Source organism: Novosphingobium sp. PP1Y (assembly GCF_000253255.1).
In the GTDB taxonomy this organism is placed as follows: domain Bacteria; phylum Pseudomonadota; class Alphaproteobacteria; order Sphingomonadales; family Sphingomonadaceae; genus Novosphingobium.
Window position 1 is genome coordinate 3,893,981 of record NC_015580.1, and the last position, 17,506, is coordinate 3,911,486.

24 protein-coding genes are annotated in these 17,506 nt (G+C 63.4%); 8 read left to right on the forward strand and 16 right to left on the reverse strand.

The genetic code is table 11. The features are described 5' to 3' along the window. Positions 1-3: 3 nt before the first annotated feature. Together PP1Y_RS24390 and PP1Y_RS24395 are read right to left on the reverse strand one after the other, a co-directional pair. Entirely contained in the window at positions 4-858 is an 855-nt protein-coding gene (locus PP1Y_RS24390) for a diacylglycerol kinase family protein (RefSeq protein WP_013834544.1), read from the reverse strand. 36 nt (positions 859-894) lie between these two features. After that, entirely contained in the window at positions 895-1,164 is a 270-nt protein-coding gene (locus PP1Y_RS24395; RefSeq protein WP_013834545.1) for a hypothetical protein, read from the reverse strand. Between the two features lie 291 nt (positions 1,165-1,455). Between PP1Y_RS24395 and PP1Y_RS24400 the strand changes: the two genes are divergently transcribed. Next, complete coding sequence (locus tag PP1Y_RS24400; protein ID WP_041559165.1) at positions 1,456-1,764, forward strand: UrcA family protein; 309 nt, start codon at positions 1,456-1,458, stop codon at positions 1,762-1,764. 126 nt (positions 1,765-1,890) lie between these two features. Here PP1Y_RS24400 and PP1Y_RS24405 read toward each other — a convergent pair whose 3' ends face one another. From PP1Y_RS24405 to PP1Y_RS24415, 3 genes are all read right to left on the reverse strand, one after another. After that, positions 1,891-2,652 carry a LytTR family DNA-binding domain-containing protein gene (locus tag PP1Y_RS24405; protein WP_013834546.1) on the reverse strand — a complete coding sequence of 254 codons (762 nt, stop codon included), beginning with the start codon at positions 2,650-2,652 and terminating at the stop codon, positions 1,891-1,893. Beyond that, entirely contained in the window at positions 2,639-3,946 is a 1,308-nt protein-coding gene (locus tag PP1Y_RS24410; RefSeq protein ID WP_013834547.1) for a sensor histidine kinase, read from the reverse strand. Before PP1Y_RS24410 ends, PP1Y_RS24405 begins: the two co-directional genes overlap by 14 nt. A 105-nt stretch (positions 3,947-4,051) precedes the next feature. Then, a complete protein-coding gene (locus PP1Y_RS24415) occupies positions 4,052-5,575 on the reverse strand; it encodes a fumarate hydratase (RefSeq protein WP_173364741.1) in 1,524 nt (507 codons plus the stop codon). A gap of 217 nt (positions 5,576-5,792) precedes the next feature. Here PP1Y_RS24415 and PP1Y_RS24420 point away from each other — a divergent pair, with 217 nt between their 5' ends. From PP1Y_RS24420 to PP1Y_RS24435, 4 genes are all read left to right on the forward strand, one after another. After that, positions 5,793-6,407, forward strand: coding sequence for a protein-L-isoaspartate O-methyltransferase (locus tag PP1Y_RS24420; protein ID WP_013834549.1), 615 nt, complete (start codon positions 5,793-5,795; stop codon positions 6,405-6,407). Positions 6,408-6,409: 2 nt separating this feature from the next. After that, on the forward strand, positions 6,410-7,867 hold the full coding sequence (locus tag PP1Y_RS24425; protein ID WP_013834550.1) for a TolC family outer membrane protein: 1,458 nt from the start codon (positions 6,410-6,412) through the stop codon (positions 7,865-7,867). 82 nt (positions 7,868-7,949) lie between these two features. After that, complete coding sequence (locus PP1Y_RS24430; protein ID WP_013834551.1) at positions 7,950-8,408, forward strand: DUF2497 domain-containing protein; 459 nt, start codon at positions 7,950-7,952, stop codon at positions 8,406-8,408. A 66-nt stretch (positions 8,409-8,474) separates the two neighbouring features. Continuing rightward, positions 8,475-8,864 carry a ferredoxin gene (locus tag PP1Y_RS24435; protein ID WP_013834552.1) on the forward strand — a complete coding sequence of 130 codons (390 nt, stop codon included), beginning with the start codon at positions 8,475-8,477 and terminating at the stop codon, positions 8,862-8,864. Between the two features lie 9 nt (positions 8,865-8,873). Here the strand turns inward: PP1Y_RS24435 and PP1Y_RS24440 are convergent, their stop codons facing one another. Then, on the reverse strand, positions 8,874-9,167 hold the full coding sequence (locus PP1Y_RS24440; protein ID WP_013834553.1) for a hypothetical protein: 294 nt from the start codon (positions 9,165-9,167) through the stop codon (positions 8,874-8,876). Positions 9,168-9,302: 135 nt separating this feature from the next. Between PP1Y_RS24440 and PP1Y_RS24445 the strand changes: the two genes are divergently transcribed. The 3 genes from PP1Y_RS24445 to xth all read left to right on the forward strand — a co-directional run bounded on the left by PP1Y_RS24445 (position 9,303) and on the right by xth (position 10,978). Beyond that, complete coding sequence (locus PP1Y_RS24445) at positions 9,303-9,728, forward strand: CBS domain-containing protein (RefSeq protein ID WP_013834554.1); 426 nt, start codon at positions 9,303-9,305, stop codon at positions 9,726-9,728. Positions 9,729-9,834: 106 nt separating this feature from the next. Next, on the forward strand, positions 9,835-10,167 hold the full coding sequence (gene erpA / locus PP1Y_RS24450) for an iron-sulfur cluster insertion protein ErpA (RefSeq protein WP_013834555.1): 333 nt from the start codon (positions 9,835-9,837) through the stop codon (positions 10,165-10,167). Between the two features lie 37 nt (positions 10,168-10,204). Then, positions 10,205-10,978: an exodeoxyribonuclease III gene (xth, locus tag PP1Y_RS24455; protein ID WP_041559166.1), complete on the forward strand. Its 774-nt coding sequence runs from the start codon at positions 10,205-10,207 to the stop codon at positions 10,976-10,978. Positions 10,979-11,011: 33 nt separating this feature from the next. Here the strand turns inward: xth and PP1Y_RS24460 are convergent, their stop codons facing one another. From PP1Y_RS24460 to PP1Y_RS24505, 10 genes are all read right to left on the reverse strand, one after another. Continuing rightward, positions 11,012-11,650 carry a cell wall hydrolase gene (locus PP1Y_RS24460; protein WP_013834557.1) on the reverse strand — a complete coding sequence of 213 codons (639 nt, stop codon included), beginning with the start codon at positions 11,648-11,650 and terminating at the stop codon, positions 11,012-11,014. A 195-nt stretch (positions 11,651-11,845) separates the two neighbouring features. Beyond that, positions 11,846-12,175: a DUF1491 family protein gene (locus tag PP1Y_RS24465; protein WP_013834558.1), complete on the reverse strand. Its 330-nt coding sequence runs from the start codon at positions 12,173-12,175 to the stop codon at positions 11,846-11,848. Positions 12,176-12,178: 3 nt separating this feature from the next. Continuing rightward, positions 12,179-12,664 carry a PaaI family thioesterase gene (locus tag PP1Y_RS24470; protein ID WP_013834559.1) on the reverse strand — a complete coding sequence of 162 codons (486 nt, stop codon included), beginning with the start codon at positions 12,662-12,664 and terminating at the stop codon, positions 12,179-12,181. A gap of 1 nt (position 12,665) precedes the next feature. After that, positions 12,666-13,127 carry a PTS sugar transporter subunit IIA gene (locus PP1Y_RS24475; protein WP_013834560.1) on the reverse strand — a complete coding sequence of 154 codons (462 nt, stop codon included), beginning with the start codon at positions 13,125-13,127 and terminating at the stop codon, positions 12,666-12,668. 126 nt (positions 13,128-13,253) lie between these two features. Further along, a complete protein-coding gene (hpf, locus tag PP1Y_RS24480; RefSeq protein ID WP_007012601.1) occupies positions 13,254-13,823 on the reverse strand; it encodes a ribosome hibernation-promoting factor, HPF/YfiA family in 570 nt (189 codons plus the stop codon). Between the two features lie 25 nt (positions 13,824-13,848). Further along, a complete protein-coding gene (gene dnaQ / locus PP1Y_RS24485; protein WP_013834561.1) occupies positions 13,849-14,532 on the reverse strand; it encodes a DNA polymerase III subunit epsilon in 684 nt (227 codons plus the stop codon). A gap of 53 nt (positions 14,533-14,585) precedes the next feature. Further along, on the reverse strand, positions 14,586-15,137 hold the full coding sequence (gene coaE, locus PP1Y_RS24490; RefSeq protein ID WP_051010137.1) for a dephospho-CoA kinase: 552 nt from the start codon (positions 15,135-15,137) through the stop codon (positions 14,586-14,588). A gap of 44 nt (positions 15,138-15,181) precedes the next feature. After that, on the reverse strand, positions 15,182-16,054 hold the full coding sequence (gene aroE / locus PP1Y_RS24495; protein ID WP_013834563.1) for a shikimate dehydrogenase: 873 nt from the start codon (positions 16,052-16,054) through the stop codon (positions 15,182-15,184). Further along, positions 16,051-16,635 carry a Maf family protein gene (locus PP1Y_RS24500; RefSeq protein ID WP_013834564.1) on the reverse strand — a complete coding sequence of 195 codons (585 nt, stop codon included), beginning with the start codon at positions 16,633-16,635 and terminating at the stop codon, positions 16,051-16,053. The genes aroE and PP1Y_RS24500 overlap by 4 nt, the downstream gene beginning before the upstream one ends. Positions 16,636-16,660: 25 nt before the next feature. Then, entirely contained in the window at positions 16,661-17,506 is an 846-nt protein-coding gene (locus PP1Y_RS24505; RefSeq protein WP_013834565.1) for a pyruvate, water dikinase regulatory protein, read from the reverse strand.

Consider the following 17,506-nt stretch of genomic DNA (forward strand, 5'->3'; position numbering starts at 1 on the left):
ACCTTACCGTGCATCGGCAGTCGCCAACAGGTCTACTTCGCAATTTGCCAGAGTGAACTGGTCCTCGGCTCCCCCGTCGAAAGGTTCGCCGTCGATCAACAGGCCCATGGGTTCTCCCTCGGGGCAGACGAGCCGGATGGTTTCGTGCATGCCCAACTGGTCATGCGGGCCATCGCGATAGTTTCGGTTGAGCAGCGCGATACCCTGCCCGGCAAAGTCGCCAAGCGTCTCGGCATAATAGCCTTTTACTTCGAGGCCGGTGTCATGCGGGTTCACGGTGATCGCCGCATAGCCCTCCTTGCGTCCGCAGTCGACACCTTCGCAGACCACCTTGGGCGCGCTTGTGGAATGGGCGATGGCCTCACGGGTCGTCGTCACCACTTCGAGGATGTTGGAAGAGCGCATCGCCTCGCGCACCTCGTTCCAGATGGCGCCCGGACCGGCCAGCACTCCCGTCAGCCCTTCGCCATGACGCGAGCGGATTACACGCGGGCGGACGCGGCGGGCGTTGCCCTTCGCCAGCCTGTCGACGATCTGGGCCGCGGGAACATCACCGTGCAGGCGCTTGGAGAGCAGGTTCATCGTTCCGCCCGGCAGGACCAGCAGTGCGCCGCCCCAGCCGTAGGCCTCGGTCACGACGCTATGGGTGGTCCCGTCGCCTCCGAACACGACCAGCAGCTCGACGCCTTGCGCGTCAAGCTGCTCTGGGCTGGGCGCGCTTTCGTCCGGAAAACGAATACGCCGGGCCGGCGACATGCCAGCCTTGTCCAGCGCGCTGACCAGTTCGGCTACGGCTTCATCGTCGTTGCTGCCGCTCGCCGCGTTGCAGACGAGCCAAGTTTTCTTCGCGTTTCCCATGTATCGAAAAACCGGGCCGCGGCCCTGCGGTTCCCGTCACAGCTTGCCGCTGTAGATGAGCCATGCGGAAAAGCCGTTGAGCACGGTATAGACAGCGTAGACCCAGGCCCATCCGGACGATCCCGCCGCAGCCATGACCATCGCGCCGAGCAACATCGCGAATTCGACGATCAGGCTGAGACGCCCCCCCAACGGCTGAAAGAACCAGGGCACCTGCGCAAGCATCGGGTGCCCGCTTTCCAGAACGGCCTTGTGCGCAGCGAAGTTGAGAACGCCCAGACAGAAGACGATGATCAGGCCCACCATTGCCTTCGCACCCTACATCGCGCGCAGCCAACTTGCCAGCACATGCGCGAATCGCGGGGCCGAATCGCGCGCCTTCCGACAGTTTACCGGCAGATTGGACGGTTTCGTCCGGGCAGATGCTCGCCGTTCGTCGAGTGCATATGTCGTTCGTCCCCACGGCACCCCCTTCGTCGAGATCGAACGACCCGCGGTCGACGTGCGCGTGAAGGCGCAGGGAATCGGCGGCAGAACGATCACATCGAGCCGCCCGGAACACCTTCCGCCCCGGCTCAGACCCGAGGAGGAAACACGATGTTCACGACTGCCCCGCTCGCCGCCGCCGCACTTCTTGGCCTGGCCATGACCGCAGCCCCGACTTACGCCAAGGATGTCGAGGTCCGCTATTCCGATCTCGATCTGGCTTCTGTCGAAGGCCAGCAGACCCTTGAGCGCCGCATCGACCGTGCCGCCCGCAGCGCCTGCGAATACGATCGCTACGATACCGGTTCGCGCATCCACTCACGCGAGAAGACCCAGTGCTATCGCCAGGCCCTGGAGAGCGCGAAGACGCTGATGGCGAGCAAGATCGCAGCCGCTCAGGAAGCGCAGCTCGGCGGCTGAGGCGGATGCCTTGCGAACCAACGAGGTCCCAAAAAAATAAGACCCGGAAAAATACCTGCGGCGGGCTTCACGGCCCGCCGTTTTCTTTGCACCTCCGGACAATGCGGGAAGTTGGAGGCGCGAGTCTCAGCGGCCGGCCATCTTCTTCACGGCAGGCAGGTAGGTCCGGCCGATCCGCAGGGCCTCTCCATCACCCGTCTCGGCGGCCCAAACGCCCAGCCCTTCGTGCTTGAGTCCGGCCACGAAATCGCGGCGCAGGATGCAGCTGCGGTGGATGCGGATGAAATGCTCGGGATCGAGCTTCTGCTCAAGGCTGGTGATGGTCTGGAGCAGCAGGTAGCTCTGCCCCGGCACGTGCAGGCGCACGTAGTCGCGTTCGGCATCGATACGCTGCACGTCGCTTGCCGGGATCCGGACCAGTTCGGAGCGGTGCGGCACCCAGAATTCCTCCAGCCACTCGCTAGGCGGGACACTGCGTTCACCGCGCCTTGCCATGACCCGGCCGATAGCGCGCTGCAGCCGATCGGGGGCGACGGGCTTGAGCACGTAGTCGACCGCATCGAGATCGAAGGCCTCGACCGCGAATTCGTCGTGCGCCGTCACGAAGATCACCGCAGGCGCCTCGGCCTTGCCGGAAAGCCTGCGGGCAACGGTAAGGCCATCGGTTTCCGGCATCGTCAGGTCGAGCAGCACAAGATCGGGCCTCAGCGCATCGATCAGACGCAGCGCGGCTTCTCCGTCGCTTGCGGTACCGGTCACGGTGATCCCTTCCATGCGCGCGCAGATCACCTGCATGCGCTCGACCGCGAGCGGCTCGTCGTCGACGATCAGCGTCTTCAGGGGACCTTGCGCAGCGCCGCTTCCTGCGTCCAGTTCAGCCACGGCCATGCTCCAGCGGCATTCTCAGGACCGTGGCGAAGCCGCCATCGGCGGTCTTTCCAAAATCGATGCTGCCCGCACTGCCATAGCGCGCGCGCAGCCGGTCACGGACATTGCCCAGACCGATACCGCAGCCTTGCGCCTTGCCCGCTTCGACACCGGGGCCGTCGTCGCTTACCGAAATCACCAGTTCATTCCCTTCGCGATGCGCAGCAATGGCGATCGTCACCGGCCTCTGGGTGGCGGCGACCGCGTACTTGACCGAGTTTTCGACCAGCGGCTGGAGGATCATGCCCGGCACCTTCGCATCGACGACGGCATCGTCAATATCGATCTTCGTCAGCAAACGATTGGGGAAACGCACCGCCTCGATGGCGAAGTACAGCTGCTGCAGCTCGATCTCTTCCGTGAGCGGCAGATCGCCGGTCGGATCGCCCGACAGGGTCCGCCGATAGAAGGTGGAAAGCGTCTGGATCATCGTTTCGGCATCGTCCTGCTTTCCGGTCATCACCAGCGCGGATAGCGAGTTGAGCGTGTTGAACAGGAAGTGCGGATTGACCTGGTAGCGCAGCGAGCGCAACTCCGCCGCTTCGGCCGCACGGCGATATTCGCCTTCGCGCCGCTCAGCCGCACGCGCTTCCTCCGCCTTGGCCAGTGCGAAGTAGAGCGCCGCCCAGGCAAGGACGAGGAAGTAGCGGCCGAATGCGGTGTCGGCGATGGACGCCCAGCGCTTGAACGCGGCATCCTTGGGTATTTCGGTATGAATGGTGATGGCGGATTCGCCGTCCTTGCGCCGGGTGGGGCGTGCCTGAACATCCGGGACCGCCTCTTCCCTCGCAGCCCCGGTACCATCGTCCAGGGGCCCTCCCGTTTCGCGCAAATTGGGCAGGTCGACCAGGATGTTTCCGGCCTCGTCGCGCGAGATGCGCACGTTACCCTTGTCCGTCGTCACCGAGGTCTCGTGCTTGCCGCCCTGGTCCTCGTCATATTCGATGTCGGAGAAGATCGTATTGTTGATCAGGCTGAGGACCAGCGACAGGGGCAGGGCGCCCATCAGCACCACAGCCAGACGCACCCCGGCCGACTTGCGGTCGAGCATCTGCAGCAGCGGCCAGACCGCCACCATGACCAGCATGGACAGGATGCAGATCGTCAGCCGGCGCGAGATGATCGGCCAGACGAAGTCGAAGCCGATCACCACGCCGCGCAGCGTCGCGACCGTGAAATAGCACGCCCAAAGGGCCGCGAGCGAGAGCAGCACCAGCCGCGCCGGAACCCTGGGTTCGTTGGAAAGATCCGTCATGCACGGTTGGAATAGCGCGAAAGTTCCCTTCCGCGCCAGTTCCCCGATCGAATCCGGTGCGTCGTTCGTCGATGCTCCGGATGCCCACGGCCTTGCCCGCCGGGATCAGTCGGCGAGCAGATGCTCCTTGGCGATCTTTTCCTTCCAGACCAGAGGGGCGAGCTGGTGGACGTTCTTGCCTTCGGAATCGACGGCCACGGTGACCGGCATGTCCTCGACGGTGAACTCGTAGATCGCTTCCATGCCCAGGTCTTCGAAACCGACGACCCTGGCTTCCTTGATCGCGCGGGCAACGAGGTAGGCCGCGCCGCCCACCGCCATGAGGTAGGCCGACTTGTGCTGCGCGATGGAATCGGTCGCCGCCGGACCCCGCTCCGCCTTGCCGACGCAGGCCAGCAGGCCCTGGTCGAGCATCATGTCCATGAACTTGTCCATGCGCGTCGCGGTGGTCGGGCCGGCCGGACCGACAACTTCGTCACGCACCGGATCGACCGGGCCGACGTAGTAGATCACGCGGCCCTTGAAATCGACGGGCAGTTCCTCGCCCTTGGCGAGCATGTCCTGGATGCGCTTGTGCGCGGCATCGCGTCCGGTGAGCATCTTGCCGTTGAGCAGGAGGCGGTCACCCTGCTTCCAGCTCTGCACGTCCTCGGCGGTAAGGGTGTCGAGATTGACGCGCTTGGCCTCGTTGCTCGGTGCCCATTCGACCTGCGGCCACTCGTCGAGCTTGGGAGTCTCGAGGAAGCTCGGGCCCGAACCGTCGAGCGTGAAGTGCGCATGGCGGGTCGCCGCGCAGTTGGGGATCATCGCGATCGGCTTGTTCGCGGCATGGCACGGCCAGTCGAGGATCTTGACGTCGAGCACGGTGGCGAGGCCGCCAAGGCCCTGCGCGCCGATGCCCATGGCATTGACTGCATCGAAGATCTCGATGCGCAGCTTCTCGATGTCGTTCTGCGGGCCGCGAGCCTTGAGCTGGGCCATGTCGATCGGTTCCATCAGGCTCTGCTTGGCCAGCTTCACGCAGTGTTCGGCGGTGCCGCCGATGCCGATGCCGAGCATGCCCGGCGGGCACCAGCCGGCACCCATCTGCGGCAGCATTTCCAGCACCCAGTCGACGATCGAATCGCTGGGATTCATCATCTTGAACTTCGACTTGGCTTCCGAACCGCCGCCCTTGGCCGCGACGTCTACCGAAACCTTGCTTCCCGGAACCATCGAGACGGACAGGACCGACGGGGTGTTGTCCTTGGTATTGCGGCGGGTGAAGGCCGGGTCGGCCAGGACCGAGGCACGCAGCTTGTTTTCCTTGTTGCCGTAAGCGCGGCGCACGCCTTCATCGACCACTTCCTGCAGGCTGCGGTCGGATTCGAGACGGCAATTCTGGCCCCACTCGATGAAGACGTTGACGATGCCGGTGTCCTGGCAGATCGGACGATGGCCTTCGGCGCACATGCGGCTGTTGGTCAGGATCTGCGCGATGGCGTCCTTCGCCGCTGCGCCCTGCTCGGCCTCGTAGGCGTCGCCCAACGCGCGGATGTAGTCCATCGGGTGGTAGTAGCTGATGTACTGAAGGGCATCGGCGACACTGTCGATCAGGTCGTCTTCGCGGATTGTCACCATATCGGCCATGGAATTGCGCTCCCGGTTCGCGGAAATCGTGGATTTGCCGGTCCCCATACGGCGGGACGGGGTGATCGTCAAAGCGCTACGACAACTCGACGAGCGTATTGTCAAAGCGCTTGGCCTCGCAGGCGCGTTGTCCTAGAAGGCGCCCCACAAATGCCGAATTTGCAACCCATGCAAATGGCACGCATCGGCCCTGCAAGTATCGAGGGAACAGCACGAAATGACCTTGACCGAGGATCGGTCCGCCCCATCCGCCCAGAATTCCGTGAGCGCGGCCCGTCGCGCCATGATCACCAGCCAGCTGCGCACCAGCGGGGTCAACGAGCCCTGGGTGCTTGCGGCAATGGCCGGCATCGCCCGCGAGGACTTCGTTCCCGATACCATGCGCGATGCCGCCTATATCGACCGTGCGATCCCGCTCGGCAATGGCCGCTCGCTCGCCGCGCCGCTGGTGCAAGCGAAGATGCTGGCCGAGGCCGAACCCACCGCCCAGGACAAGGCGCTGCTCATCGGCGACGGTGCCGGCTACCTTGCCGCGCTGCTGCGTCCGCTGGTCGGTTCGCTCGACGCCGTCGACCCGGCCGAAGCCGGCGCGATGGCGGGTGAGGGCGGTTATACGCTGGTCGTGATCGACGGTGCGATCGAGGAACTGCCTGCCGGCATCGCCGCCCAGCTTGCCGAAGACGGCCGCATCGTCACCGGCCTCATGGTGCGCGGCGTCTCGCGCCTCGCGTCGGGCCGCAAGGCCGCTGGCGTCGTGTCGCTGCTCCCGCTCGCTGAAATCGGCATTCCTGCGCTCCCCGAACTGGCGGCTCCGAAACGCTGGAGCTTCTGACCATGACCCGGTTCGTGTGGGGGCGTGCCGGGCTACTGTCGGGAATGGCCTGCATCGCCGCGATGCAGGCTCCGTGCGCGCGCGCCGACACGCTGCGCGAGGCCCTCGTCCTTGCCTATCAGACCAACCCGACGCTGCAGGCCGCGCGAGCCCAGCAGCGCGGCGTGGACGAAAACGTGCCCATCGCGAAGGCCTCCGGCCTGCCGAGCGTAAGCACGAGCGGGCGCTACACCGAATTCGTCAAGCAAAGCGCAACTTCCTTCACCGCCCCCGAGCGGTTGGTCAACGCAGGAGCGGACCTCAGTGTCCCGATCTATTCGGGCGGCGCAGTCAAGAATCAGATCAAGGCCGCGAAGATACGCGTCGAAGCCGGGCAGGCCGACTTGCGCGGTACGGAAAGCTCGGTCTTTTCCTCGGTCGTGGCGGCCTACATGGACGTGATCCGCAACGAGGCCATCGTCGGGCTCAACCGCAACCAGGTCGATGTCCTCAAGGTCAACCTCCAGGCGACGAGCGACCGTTTCGAAATCGGCGATGTCACTCGCACCGACGTTGCCCAGTCGCAGTCGCGTCTGGCGCTGGCACAAAGCGATGCCCGCGCGGCCGAGGCGAACCTGGCCGCCGCGCGCGAGACCTACATCCAGCTCATCGGCAAGGCTCCGGAGGCGCTCGAGGCCCCGCCGCCGCTTCCGAACCTGCCGAACACGGCGCAGGAAGCCGTCGACCAGGCCCTCGAAAACAATCCCGACCTGATCGCCGCGCGTGAGCGGACCAGGGCCGCCGAAAAGGACATCGACGTAGCCGGGGCGGGCCGCCTGCCCCAGGTCAGCCTCTTTTCCTCGGGCAGCTACAACAATTACCTTGGCACCCTCGGCGGTATCGGCACCGAATCCGTGCCGCAGACCGATACATCGGCACAGGCCGGTGCCTCGATCTCGATTCCCCTGTTCCAGGGCGGCCTCCCCGCGGCGCGCCGGCGGCAGGCACAGGCATCGGCTTCCTCCGCGCTGGAGAACGAGATCGGCATCGAGCGCCAGGTTATCGCGCAGGTTCGCTCGGCCTATACGTCATGGGTCGCGTCCAACGATCTGATCCGTTCGACCCAGGTCGCGGTCGATGCCGCCAAGCTCAGCCTTGAAGGCGTGCGGGCCGAGAACACGGTGGGCAATCGCACGATCCTGGACATCCTCAATGCCGAGCAGGAACTGCTCAATGCGGAAGTCCAGTTCGTCACCGCCAAGCGCAATGCTTATGTCGCGGGCTTCTCCCTGCTTGCCGCCATGGGCCGTGCCGAAGCGCGCGATCTCAACCTCGATGGCGGCATTCTCTACGATCCCGAACTCAACTATGAGCGGGTAAGGGGCAAGGTCTTCGACTGGGACGACGATCCCGCGCCGGTCGCTCAATCGACACGGACCGTTGACACGCCGCTGCAGGACGGTGAAATTCCACAGAATTAAGCATGTGCGGCGAATCGGGGCCAAAGTGATTCGGCCGCGCATGTGTCTGCCTTGTCACAAGGTATGCGAAGGGGCCTATACGATGCGTCAGAACGGTGAACCCTCGGTCGACGAGATCCTGCAGTCGATCAAGCAGGTAATCGCGCGCGACAATCGCGCGGGCGCCAAGGTCGAGCGCACGCGTCGCGCCACTGCCGGCGTCATCGAGCTTGAGGAAGAAGAGGACGAGGGCCTCGAAGACGTGCTCGAACTGCAGGAAACCGCCGAGCTGGAGCCCGATATGGACAAGGATGACGAAGAACCTTCGCTGATCCAGGACAATGTCCGCGCATCGATGCGCGAGTCCCTTGCGGCCCTGGCCATGCTGTCCGAGCCCAGCGCGCCCCCGCAGATCGTGCGCTCGGGCGAAACCTCGCTGGAATCGCTTACCCGCGAGCTGCTGCGTCCCGCACTTGCCGAATGGCTCGAGAAGAACCTGCCCCCGCTGGTGGAGCGCATGGTTGCGGCAGAAATCTCGCGGATCGTCGGCAAGAAAGGCTGAGGCCAAAGGTTCGCTGCGGCTTCGCGCGCACTGGACCTGCGCCCTTTCGGTTCCTACTTGGCGGGCATGAGCAAGCACCGCCACGAACTCGACAAGGCCCAAGAAGCCCTCGCCAAGGCAGGCGGCGCTTCCATCGAACGCCACATCTTCATCTGTGCCGAGCCGCAGAAAGGTGAATGCTGCAGTCCTGAAAAGGGGCAAGCCAGCTGGAAGTACCTGAAAAAGCGGCTCAAGCAGCTCGGCCTTGACGGCCCGAAAACGGACAGCGGCGGCGGCGTTGCGCGCACCAAGGCAGACTGCCTGCGCATCTGCTCATCCGGCCCCATCGCGGTCGTATGGCCGGACGGCGTCTGGTATCATTCCTGCAACGAGGACGTCCTGGAACGGATCATCCAGGAGCACCTGATCGGCGGCGCGCCGGTCGAGGACTATCGCCTGCGCCCTGCGGCTAACTGAACGGCCGGGTCAGAGCTCGGTATCGTCATCGAGCGGATCGATAATCGATTCGTCGTGGCCGGTGCCGCTTGAGAGGAACACAAGCCCCATCAGCGCCGATGCCAACAGCATCGTGAAGCCGATGCCAAGCGCGGTCGCGATGTAGAGATGCACCGAAACCATGCCGTTCGACCGGTAGAGCAGGATCACCGAGGCCAGGACGAGGCCGACCGTGATCGTCATCATCCAGCGCATGATACGCCTGAACCGGTTCCAGGCATGGGTTGCATTGACCGGATCTTCGAGGGGGGAGCGTGGTATCATTGCGTCTCATTTGCGCCTTGCGGGCCGCTGTCGCAAGGCCCTCGTGACAGTCAGCGCCATCTGTCAGTCGAAGTGGCTAGTCCCCGAAACCTGTGATATTCTGCGCCTGCAAAGCAAAACAGGGAGAATACGACGATGACGATCGGGCGCATTATCGAAGGCCGCGATACTGTTCTTACCTGCAAGGTCAGCACCACGGTTCGCGAGGCCGTGGAAATATTGGCCGAACGTCGCATCGGCGCCTTGCCGGTTCTGGATGGCGAAGGCCTTGCCGGCATGTTCTCCGAACGCGACGTGATCTACCGCTTGCGCGAATTCGGCCCCGGCGTTCTCGACAAACCGGTAAGCGAAGTCATGACGGCGCCGGCCGTGACCGTGGAATCCGAGACCTCGGTGATGACCGCGCTGGCCATGATGACCCGGCGGCGCATCCGCCACCTCCCGGTCATGGACGGAGCGCGCATGGTCGGCATGGTATCGATCGGCGACCTCGTGAAATACCGCATCGACAAGGTCGAGTCGGAAGCCGCAGCAATGCGCGAATATATCCAGATGGCCTGATCGCCGAAGAAATCGGCCGGTCAGACACCGTTCCCTGTCTTTCGGCACTACGTCGCTCCTGCCTCGACGCCTTGCCGCACGGGGCAGGGAAGCCTACATCCGGGATATGGACCAGCAGAACCTCACTCTCAGCCCTTCCGCCGCCGCGCGCGTGGCCACCATTGCCGCCAAACAGGGCAAGGCCGCGATCCTGCGCCTCTCGGTAGAGGGAGGAGGCTGCTCCGGGTTCCAGTACAAGTTCGGCCTTGCCGACGCCCCCGAAAGCGAGGATTCGGTGACCGAAACCGACGGCGTGAAACTGGTGGTCGACCCTGTCAGCCTCGATCTCGTCAGCGGCTGCATCGTGGATTACGTGGAATCTCTGGGCGGGGCAGCTTTCCGGGTGGAAAATCCCAATGCCGCCGCCGGGTGCGGATGCGGGTCCAGCTTCAGCATCTGAGCTTGACGAACCGGCGCCTGACTGCCGAGAAGGCGCCATGAAAATCGCAACCTTCAATATCAACGGCGTCAAGGCGCGCCTGCCCCGTCTGCTCGAATGGCTCGAGGAGACGCGCCCGGCCGTCGCCTGCCTGCAGGAAATCAAGTCTCAGGACGAGGGCTTCCCGATCGCCGAGTTCGAGAAGCTGGGCTACAAGGGCATCTGGCATGGCCAGAAGAGCTTCAACGGCGTCGCCATCCTTGCCGATGGCGAAGCGCCGGTCGAAGTCCAGCGAGGCCTCGACGGGGAGCCCGAGGACGATCACTCACGCTATCTGGAAGCCGATGTCTTCGGCGTCAGGGTCGTGTGCATCTACTTGCCCAACGGCAATCCGGTGCCCGGACCCAAGTTCGATTACAAGCTGCGCTGGATGAAGCGCCTGCGTGAGCGCATGACCGCGATCAGGGCCGAGGAAGTTCCCGCCATCGTCACTGGAGACTTCAACGTCATCCCGCATGACCGCGACGTCTGGTCGCCATCGGCCATGGCCGCCGACGCCCTGATGCAGCCGGAATCGCGCGATGCCTACTTCCGCCTGCTCGGCGACGGCTGGACCGATGCGATCGCCACCCACAATCCGCGCGGCGGCGTCTGGACCTACTGGGATTACCAGGCAGGGGCCTGGCAGCGCGACCATGGCTTTCGCATCGACCATGCCCTGCTTTCGCCCGAGCTGGCCGATCGACTGTTCGCCTGCGGCGTCGACAAGGCGCATCGCGGCCGGGAAAAGGCCAGCGACCATGCACCGGTCTGGGTCGAACTGAGGAAGTGAGGCAAGAGCCCGCCCGTAGGGGCGGGCCGGCCATCAACGATAGAAGATGTGGTTGTCGACCTGGGCGAGGCGCGTGAGGCGCCAGTTCGGCGACACACGGGCGGCGTGGAAGAACAGTGCGCCCTTGGCCGGGCTTTTCCAGCTGCCGTCGATCGCGATGGTGGCGATAGCCAGCGCGCGGCGCCAATCCTTCGATTGTTCGCGAATCTTCGGCATGCGGCTTCCGCGCACGAAGGAGAACTGCGAACGCTGGAACACGACATCGCAGAAGTTATCGGGGAAGCGATCCGATTTGGCGCGATTGATGATCACGCGCCCGACGGCAAGCTGCCCCTCGAGGGACTCGCCGCGCGATTCAAAATAGATCGCACCGGCCAGGCAGCGCAGCTGCTTGCCGATTGCATCGGGCATGCCCTGCTCTGCGACGAGCTGAGCCAAGGTGTCGGCTGCGATGACCTGGTCGTCACCGTCATCGTCCGTAACGATCCCGTCATCTTCGGACGGGAGCGCCTGAACCACCGGTTCGGAGACGAAACTCACCTGGGGTTCCGGTTTTGCCAGGATCGGAACGATGTCCGACGTGGCCGCGCCCGACCCCTGGGCGCTGAATAATGCGGTAAACACCGTTGCGGCCAGCGCCACTGCGCTCGCCCACTGCAATTTGGTTCGCATCAAGCCTTGGTCTAAAGCGGTGGACCCATCTGACACAAGCGGGAACAGAATGCCGTTACCGGCATTGAAATACTGTACCGCGCCTGCCGACGATCCCCCGGCTGCGTGCTAGCTGGTGTGGCCGAAATGCCTCCCGCGCCGCCTTCGCGTTTGCGGCCCCCTTACCTTGCATTCCTTGCAAGTCAACCGGATTCGTTACCCAATTCCGATGAAACGCTCACCATGCGCGATATCAAGCTCGATGACCCAGAGATCGGGGTCCTGATCCGCCCGACGCGCGATGAACTCTGATATTTCCCATGGTTTTTCAATGTCTTGCTTCTTTGAACAAGTCCATTGGCGGGTTCCGTCCAATTGCGGCATGCGCTCGTAAGCGCGTGTATTCGCTCCATTTTCGGTAAGGACGACCATGATCGTTCCGGCGTCGCGTTCACCTTTGTTGAGAACGGTTGCGAAACCTCCTTCGGCCTGGACCCGTCGAAGCAGACTCGAGACTTCGAGGTGTGCAGGCAGGCGCGCTTCCACCGGTCAGCCCTGGGCCGTAAAGGCGGCCGAATATCCGGGAAGGCCGGAAAGCGGGATGCGCGAACGCATGAAGGTGCCGGTTCCGCGTCCGACTTCGTCGCCTTCCTCGTCGATCAGCCGCGATTCCGCCACGAGCACACGACGTCGGCCACTCACCCAGCGCCCCTCGGCGCGAACGGTTCCACCCTTGATCGGCTTGCTGAGCAGCAGGTTGAACGAAGTGGTCAGCAGGAAGCGATCGGTGATGAGCGTGTTCGCTGCGTAGAACGCCGCGTCGTCGAGCATCTTGAAATAGATCGTGCCATGCGCGGCGCCGGCGGCATGAAAGCAATCGGGTCCTACATCGAATGTGATGCACGAAAGTCCTTCGCCGGTGATCTGGAGAGCCGAGCGAAACTTTTCATTGATGGCCGCGGATGCATAGAGGTTTTCCAGGGCCCGCCAGTGCAGGCTCGCACCGGCCGCATCGGCGTTGTCGGCCTCTGTCATGTCAGGCAGCGTCGCGGTCGATGACGTTGCTCAGGAGGCTGTAGAGGACTTCCGGCCCCGGGGCTTCGAGCAAGTCATCGTGCATGCGTTCGTCGCGCATCATCCGCGAGATCGCGGCGAGGGCATGGAGATGCGCGGCACCGGCGCCGTCCGGCGACAGCAGGCCGAAAACCAGATCGATCGGCATTCCGTCGGCAGAATCGAATTCCACGGGAGATTCGAGTCGCATGAATGCAGCCACCGGACGCTTCAGACCGGAAATGCGGGCATGCGGAATCGCAATACGACGGCCAAAGCCGGTACTGCCCAGTTCCTCGCGTTCGAGCATGCGTGCCAGCACCGCATCGCGCTCAAGGTCATAGACCTGCGCGAAAAGGGCGGCGAGCTCGCTGAGGATAAGATCCTTGCTGTCTGCGGCGGTCGCAACGACGGCCTCAGGCAGAAGAGTAAAAAGACCATTCATTTCAAATCTGATTCTAGTCTTGACCGGTTGCCATTTATTATACGCTCATAACCCCCGGAAAATCCGGGGGTTACGTCCTCTCCTCCGATCAGGAATTCAAACGCCTGGTGACGTCACTGCTCGGCGTCAGTGAGGTTCGACCCAGCCGATCGAACCGTCGCCGCGGCGGTAAACCATATTATGCCGACCAGTACCAGCGTTTTTGAAGAACAAGGCCGTGGTATTGCGCAGGTCGAGCATCATGACCGCATCGGATACCGTTGCCTCAGGAACGTCGACACGAGTCTCGGCGATGACCAGCGGCGCATCGGCCTCGATCTCGTCCTCGTTCTCGACCGGCGTTTCCTCGAAGATGGTATAAGCTGCTTCCTCGGCTGCGATCGCATGGGCGGACTGCTCGTGGCGGTCCTTCAGACGGCGCTTGTAACGGCGCAGCTGCTTGTCGATCTTTTCCGCGGCCTGATCGAGGGCAACGTGCGCGTCATGGGCAAGACCGGTGGCCTTGAGAACCAGGTTCTGCATGACATGCATGATGATATCGCACCGGAACGCGCCGGCGGGCGCTCGGCCAAAGGTCACGTGCGAGGACAAGGCCCGACTGAAATACTTCTCGATGATCGCCGTAAGACGTTCACCAGCGTGGACCTGAAGGGCCTCGCCAGTATCGACCTGGTGACCGGAGACGCGGATATCCATGGGCGTATTCTCCTCTTGCTAGAGTTCAGGCACCCCAGAGCGGGGTATCGACCGACTTGAGGAATTCCGCATGAGCGGCGAGTTCCTCTTCGGTGGCCGCGTGGGACCGCGGCTGACGGAAAGGTCGATCCCTTCGTGTGAGGATCTTCGTTTCCGTCACGATCTCGGTGATTTCGGCTCCCAGCTCGAGGCCGATCTGGCGGCCTCCGCGGAGCTCGACATAGACCTGTGCCAGCAGTTCCGCGTCAAGCAGGGCGCCATGCTTCGTGCGGTGGCTGCGGTCGATGCCATAGCGTGTGCACAGCGCATCGAGCGAAAGCTTCGCGCCGGGATGGCGAACCTTGGCCAGGGCCACGGTATCTACCATCCGATCGCGGCTGACTTCCGCATGACCGCAGGTCTGCAATTCGAAATTGATGAAGTTGAAGTCGAACCCGGCGTTATGCGCCACCATCGGGCTGTCTTCGATGAAGTCGAGAAACTCGTGCGCCCTTTCGGCAAACAGCGGCTTGTCGGCCAGGAAAGCATCGGAAAGACCGTGGACGGCCTCCGCTTCGGCCGGCATCGACCGCTCGGGATTGAAATAGGCGTGGAAGGTGCGTCCAGTGAGCACTCGGTTGACCATTTCTATGCAACCGATTTCGACCATCCGGTCACCGTTTTTGGGGTCGAACCCCGTCGTTTCGGTATCGAAGATGATCTCTCTCATCACTTCTCATATCTGCCTGCTGAGGCCCGTGTGCAAGGGGCTGACAAAGGAAATTATGCGCTAGCCATCGCAGCAACCAATCGGGCGACCTGTTCGCGCGTTTCGGCAAGGCTTGTACCGGTGTCGATGACATGGTCGGCCCGCGCCCGCTTTTCGCAGTCCGGTACCTGCAGGGACAGGATCTGCTCGAACTTTTCCTCCGTCATGCCCGGCCGCGCCAGGACCCTTTCGCGCTGGGCCCCGGAGGGGGCGGAAACGACGGCCACGGCATCGAGCCCTTGCGCTCCGCCTTTTTCATAAAGGAGGGGGATATCGAATACGATCAGAGGTTTATCTGAGTTTTCCCGGAGGAATTCCTGCCGCATTTCGGCCACGGCAGGATGCACGATGGCTTCGAGCCGGGCGAGCTTTTCCTTGTCCCCGAAGACCGCGGCGCCCAGCTTCGGCCGATCCACGCCTCGCGCGCCGGTGGTTCCGGGAAAGGCTTCCTCGATCGCCGGAAGCAGGCGGCCACCCGGGCCCTGCAGCGCATGCACCGCCGCGTCCGCATCGAACACGGGAACGCCCAGTTCGCGCAGCATCTGTGCCACTGTCGATTTGCCCATGCCGATCGAGCCGGTCAGACCGAGGATCCGGGGTCGAGTCGCAGTCACTTGAGCAGAATCTCCCGAAGCTCGGCATCCGAGTCGCGCAGTGGAAATGTGCCGAAGAACTTCTCGAAGGCGAAAGCAGCCTGGCCGATAAGCATGGACAGGCCGTCCACCGTCTCGAACCCGGCCTCGCGCGCCTCCTTCAGAAAAGAAGTCTCCAGCGGGCTGGTGACAATGTCATAGATCACGCTGCCGGGAGGGACATGACTGAAATCAAAATCCAGCGGTGCCTGACCGGTCATCCCCAAGGGGCTGGCATTGACGACGAGGTCCATGATGCCCTTGCGGTCGTCAAACGCAAAATCGGTCGCCTGGCTGAAATGGGCGAGGTCGATCGCGTGGTGGTCGTCTCCGGTTACCAGTTCCTCGAGCAGGGCGCGCGCCTTTTCGGGATTGCGACCGGCGAGGACGAGCACGAAGCCCTTGCGAGAAAGCGCGGCAATGATCGCGCGGGCAGCTCCGCCGGTGCCGAGGACACGCGCCATGCGGAATAGGTGCTGCTGATCGAGTCGCTCCCGAAGCGGTTCTAGGAAGCCGGGGACATCGGTATTGTAGCCCACCAGCGTCCCGTCTTCCTCGCGCACGACAGTATTGACCGCACCGATGCTCTGCGCGAGCGGATCGAGCCGGTCGAGCAGCGGAAGGATATCCTCCTTGTGCGGCATCGTCACGTTGCAACCGCGCCAACCGGCATCGGCGCGGCGAGCCGCGAGGTAATCCGGCAAGCCGCCGGAAGCGACGCGGCAAGCCTCGTAGCGTGCATCGATCCCTTGCTTGCCAAGCCAGAAATTATGGATCGCCGGGGACTTGGACTGGGCGATGGGATCGCCGATCACTTCGGCATAGGGCTGGGGCCGGGAGGAAAAAGTCATTTCTTCATCACTCCCAGTTCGCGCAGTGCCGCCTGCACCTTGAGCAGCGGCATGCCCAGGATGGTGAAATAGTCGCCATCGACTTTCTCGAACAGCTGCACGCCCCGGCCTTCGAAGCGGAAGACACCGACGCAGCCTGACACTTCGGGCCATTCGGCCTCGAGGTAATCGGCGATGAAGCCATCGGACATGGCGATCACGTGCAGTTCGGCGAGGCCGCCTTCGGCCCAGACCACTTCTCCATCGCGCGCCAGGGCTGCCGCGCTGTGCAGCTTCATGACCTTGCCGGAAAAGAAGCGGAGATGTTCGGTCGCGGCCTCGCGCGTTCCGGGCTTGTCGAACCGGAAACCGTCGCAGGTGACGAGGGAGTCGCTGCCCAGCACCAGCGTACCGGGTGCATTATGCGAAACCGCAAGGGCCTTGGCCCTGGCGAGGGCGAGCGCGACTTCACCAGCCGGAACCGCGCCAAGATCTGCTTCGATCGCACGTTCGTCGACATGTGCCGGCTGCGTGCAGAAGGGAATCTGGGCAGCTTCCAGCATCGCGCGACGCGATGCACTCTTGGATGCGAGAACGATCATTGTCTTTGCTGTGCTTCCCGAAAAGTCAGATCGGCTTGGGTCCGACCGGGCCCTTGATGCCCGAGGCCTTGCGCTCGTTGTACAGGTTGATGATCGCCGCAGCCGTTTCCTCGATCGAACGGCGGGTGACGTCGATGACCGGCCACGAATTATCGGCGAACATGCGGCGCGCGTACTTGACCTCGCTTTCCACCTTTTCCGCCTGCACATAGTCGGTATCGGGCGACTGGCTCAGCGAAAGCAGGCGGTTGCGGCGCACCTGGATGAGGCGCTCCGGCGCCGTCGTCAGACCGACTACCATCGGCCGGCGCAGACCGAAGAGGGCCTGGGGCGGCGGACTTTCCACCACGATGGGGATATTCGCGACCTTGTAGCCGCGGTTGGCGAGATAGATGCTCGTCGGCGTCTTGGACGTGCGCGATACGCCCGCGAGGATGATGTCGGCATCTTCCCAGTCTTCCCATGCGATCCCGTCATCGTGGGCAATCGTGAACTGGATCGCGTCGACGCGCGCGAAGTAGGCTTCGTCGAGGCGGTGCTGGCGGCCGGGACGTCCCTTCGCCTCCTGTCCCAGATGCGCCTCGAGCGCGTCGGTCACGTTGTCGAGCACGGCAAGGGCGGGAAGCCCCAGCGTGTGGCACCGCTCTTCGAGCCTACCGCGTGTCTCTTCATTCACCAGCGTGAAGAAGACGAGACCGGGATTCGCGGCGATTTCCCCCATGATGCGGTCGAGGTGCTGCTGCGAGCGGACCATTGGCCAGAAATGGCGCAGGACTTCGCTGTCATCGAACTGGGCGAGCGCTGCCTTGGCAATCATTTCCAAGGTTTCGCCAGTGGAATCCGAAAGCAGATGTAGGTGAATTCGCGCCAT

What these genes read in the sequence shown, in the direction of transcription:
- coaE (WP_051010137.1), bottom strand. Translation starts at nt 15,137, where the DNA reads ATGGGCAAATCGACAGTGGCACAGATGCTGCGCGAACTGGGCGTTCCC.
- PP1Y_RS24390 (WP_013834544.1), bottom strand. Translation starts at nt 858, where the DNA reads ATGGGAAACGCGAAGAAAACTTGGCTCGTCTGCAACGCGGCGAGCGGC.
- PP1Y_RS24505 (WP_013834565.1), bottom strand. Translation starts at nt 17,506, where the DNA reads ATGGCGCGAATTCACCTACATCTGCTTTCGGATTCCACTGGCGAAACC.
- aroE (WP_013834563.1), bottom strand. Translation starts at nt 16,054, where the DNA reads ATGACTTTTTCCTCCCGGCCCCAGCCCTATGCCGAAGTGATCGGCGAT.
- PP1Y_RS24500 (WP_013834564.1), bottom strand. Translation starts at nt 16,635, where the DNA reads ATGATCGTTCTCGCATCCAAGAGTGCATCGCGTCGCGCGATGCTGGAA.
- PP1Y_RS24405 (WP_013834546.1), bottom strand. Translation starts at nt 2,652, where the DNA reads ATGGCCGTGGCTGAACTGGACGCAGGAAGCGGCGCTGCGCAAGGTCCC.
- PP1Y_RS24425 (WP_013834550.1), top strand. Translation starts at nt 6,410, where the DNA reads ATGACCCGGTTCGTGTGGGGGCGTGCCGGGCTACTGTCGGGAATGGCC.
- PP1Y_RS24420 (WP_013834549.1), top strand. Translation starts at nt 5,793, where the DNA reads ATGACCTTGACCGAGGATCGGTCCGCCCCATCCGCCCAGAATTCCGTG.
- PP1Y_RS24415 (WP_173364741.1), bottom strand. Translation starts at nt 5,575, where the DNA reads ATGGCCGATATGGTGACAATCCGCGAAGACGACCTGATCGACAGTGTC.
- xth (WP_041559166.1), top strand. Translation starts at nt 10,205, where the DNA reads ATGAAAATCGCAACCTTCAATATCAACGGCGTCAAGGCGCGCCTGCCC.
- PP1Y_RS24440 (WP_013834553.1), bottom strand. Translation starts at nt 9,167, where the DNA reads ATGATACCACGCTCCCCCCTCGAAGATCCGGTCAATGCAACCCATGCC.
- PP1Y_RS24430 (WP_013834551.1), top strand. Translation starts at nt 7,950, where the DNA reads ATGCGTCAGAACGGTGAACCCTCGGTCGACGAGATCCTGCAGTCGATC.
- PP1Y_RS24435 (WP_013834552.1), top strand. Translation starts at nt 8,475, where the DNA reads ATGAGCAAGCACCGCCACGAACTCGACAAGGCCCAAGAAGCCCTCGCC.
- hpf (WP_007012601.1), bottom strand. Translation starts at nt 13,823, where the DNA reads ATGGATATCCGCGTCTCCGGTCACCAGGTCGATACTGGCGAGGCCCTT.
- erpA (WP_013834555.1), top strand. Translation starts at nt 9,835, where the DNA reads ATGGACCAGCAGAACCTCACTCTCAGCCCTTCCGCCGCCGCGCGCGTG.
- PP1Y_RS24460 (WP_013834557.1), bottom strand. Translation starts at nt 11,650, where the DNA reads ATGCGAACCAAATTGCAGTGGGCGAGCGCAGTGGCGCTGGCCGCAACG.
- PP1Y_RS24410 (WP_013834547.1), bottom strand. Translation starts at nt 3,946, where the DNA reads ATGACGGATCTTTCCAACGAACCCAGGGTTCCGGCGCGGCTGGTGCTG.
- PP1Y_RS24475 (WP_013834560.1), bottom strand. Translation starts at nt 13,127, where the DNA reads ATGAATGGTCTTTTTACTCTTCTGCCTGAGGCCGTCGTTGCGACCGCC.
- PP1Y_RS24400 (WP_041559165.1), top strand. Translation starts at nt 1,456, where the DNA reads ATGTTCACGACTGCCCCGCTCGCCGCCGCCGCACTTCTTGGCCTGGCC.
- PP1Y_RS24395 (WP_013834545.1), bottom strand. Translation starts at nt 1,164, where the DNA reads ATGGTGGGCCTGATCATCGTCTTCTGTCTGGGCGTTCTCAACTTCGCT.
- dnaQ (WP_013834561.1), bottom strand. Translation starts at nt 14,532, where the DNA reads ATGAGAGAGATCATCTTCGATACCGAAACGACGGGGTTCGACCCCAAA.
- PP1Y_RS24445 (WP_013834554.1), top strand. Translation starts at nt 9,303, where the DNA reads ATGACGATCGGGCGCATTATCGAAGGCCGCGATACTGTTCTTACCTGC.
- PP1Y_RS24470 (WP_013834559.1), bottom strand. Translation starts at nt 12,664, where the DNA reads ATGACAGAGGCCGACAACGCCGATGCGGCCGGTGCGAGCCTGCACTGG.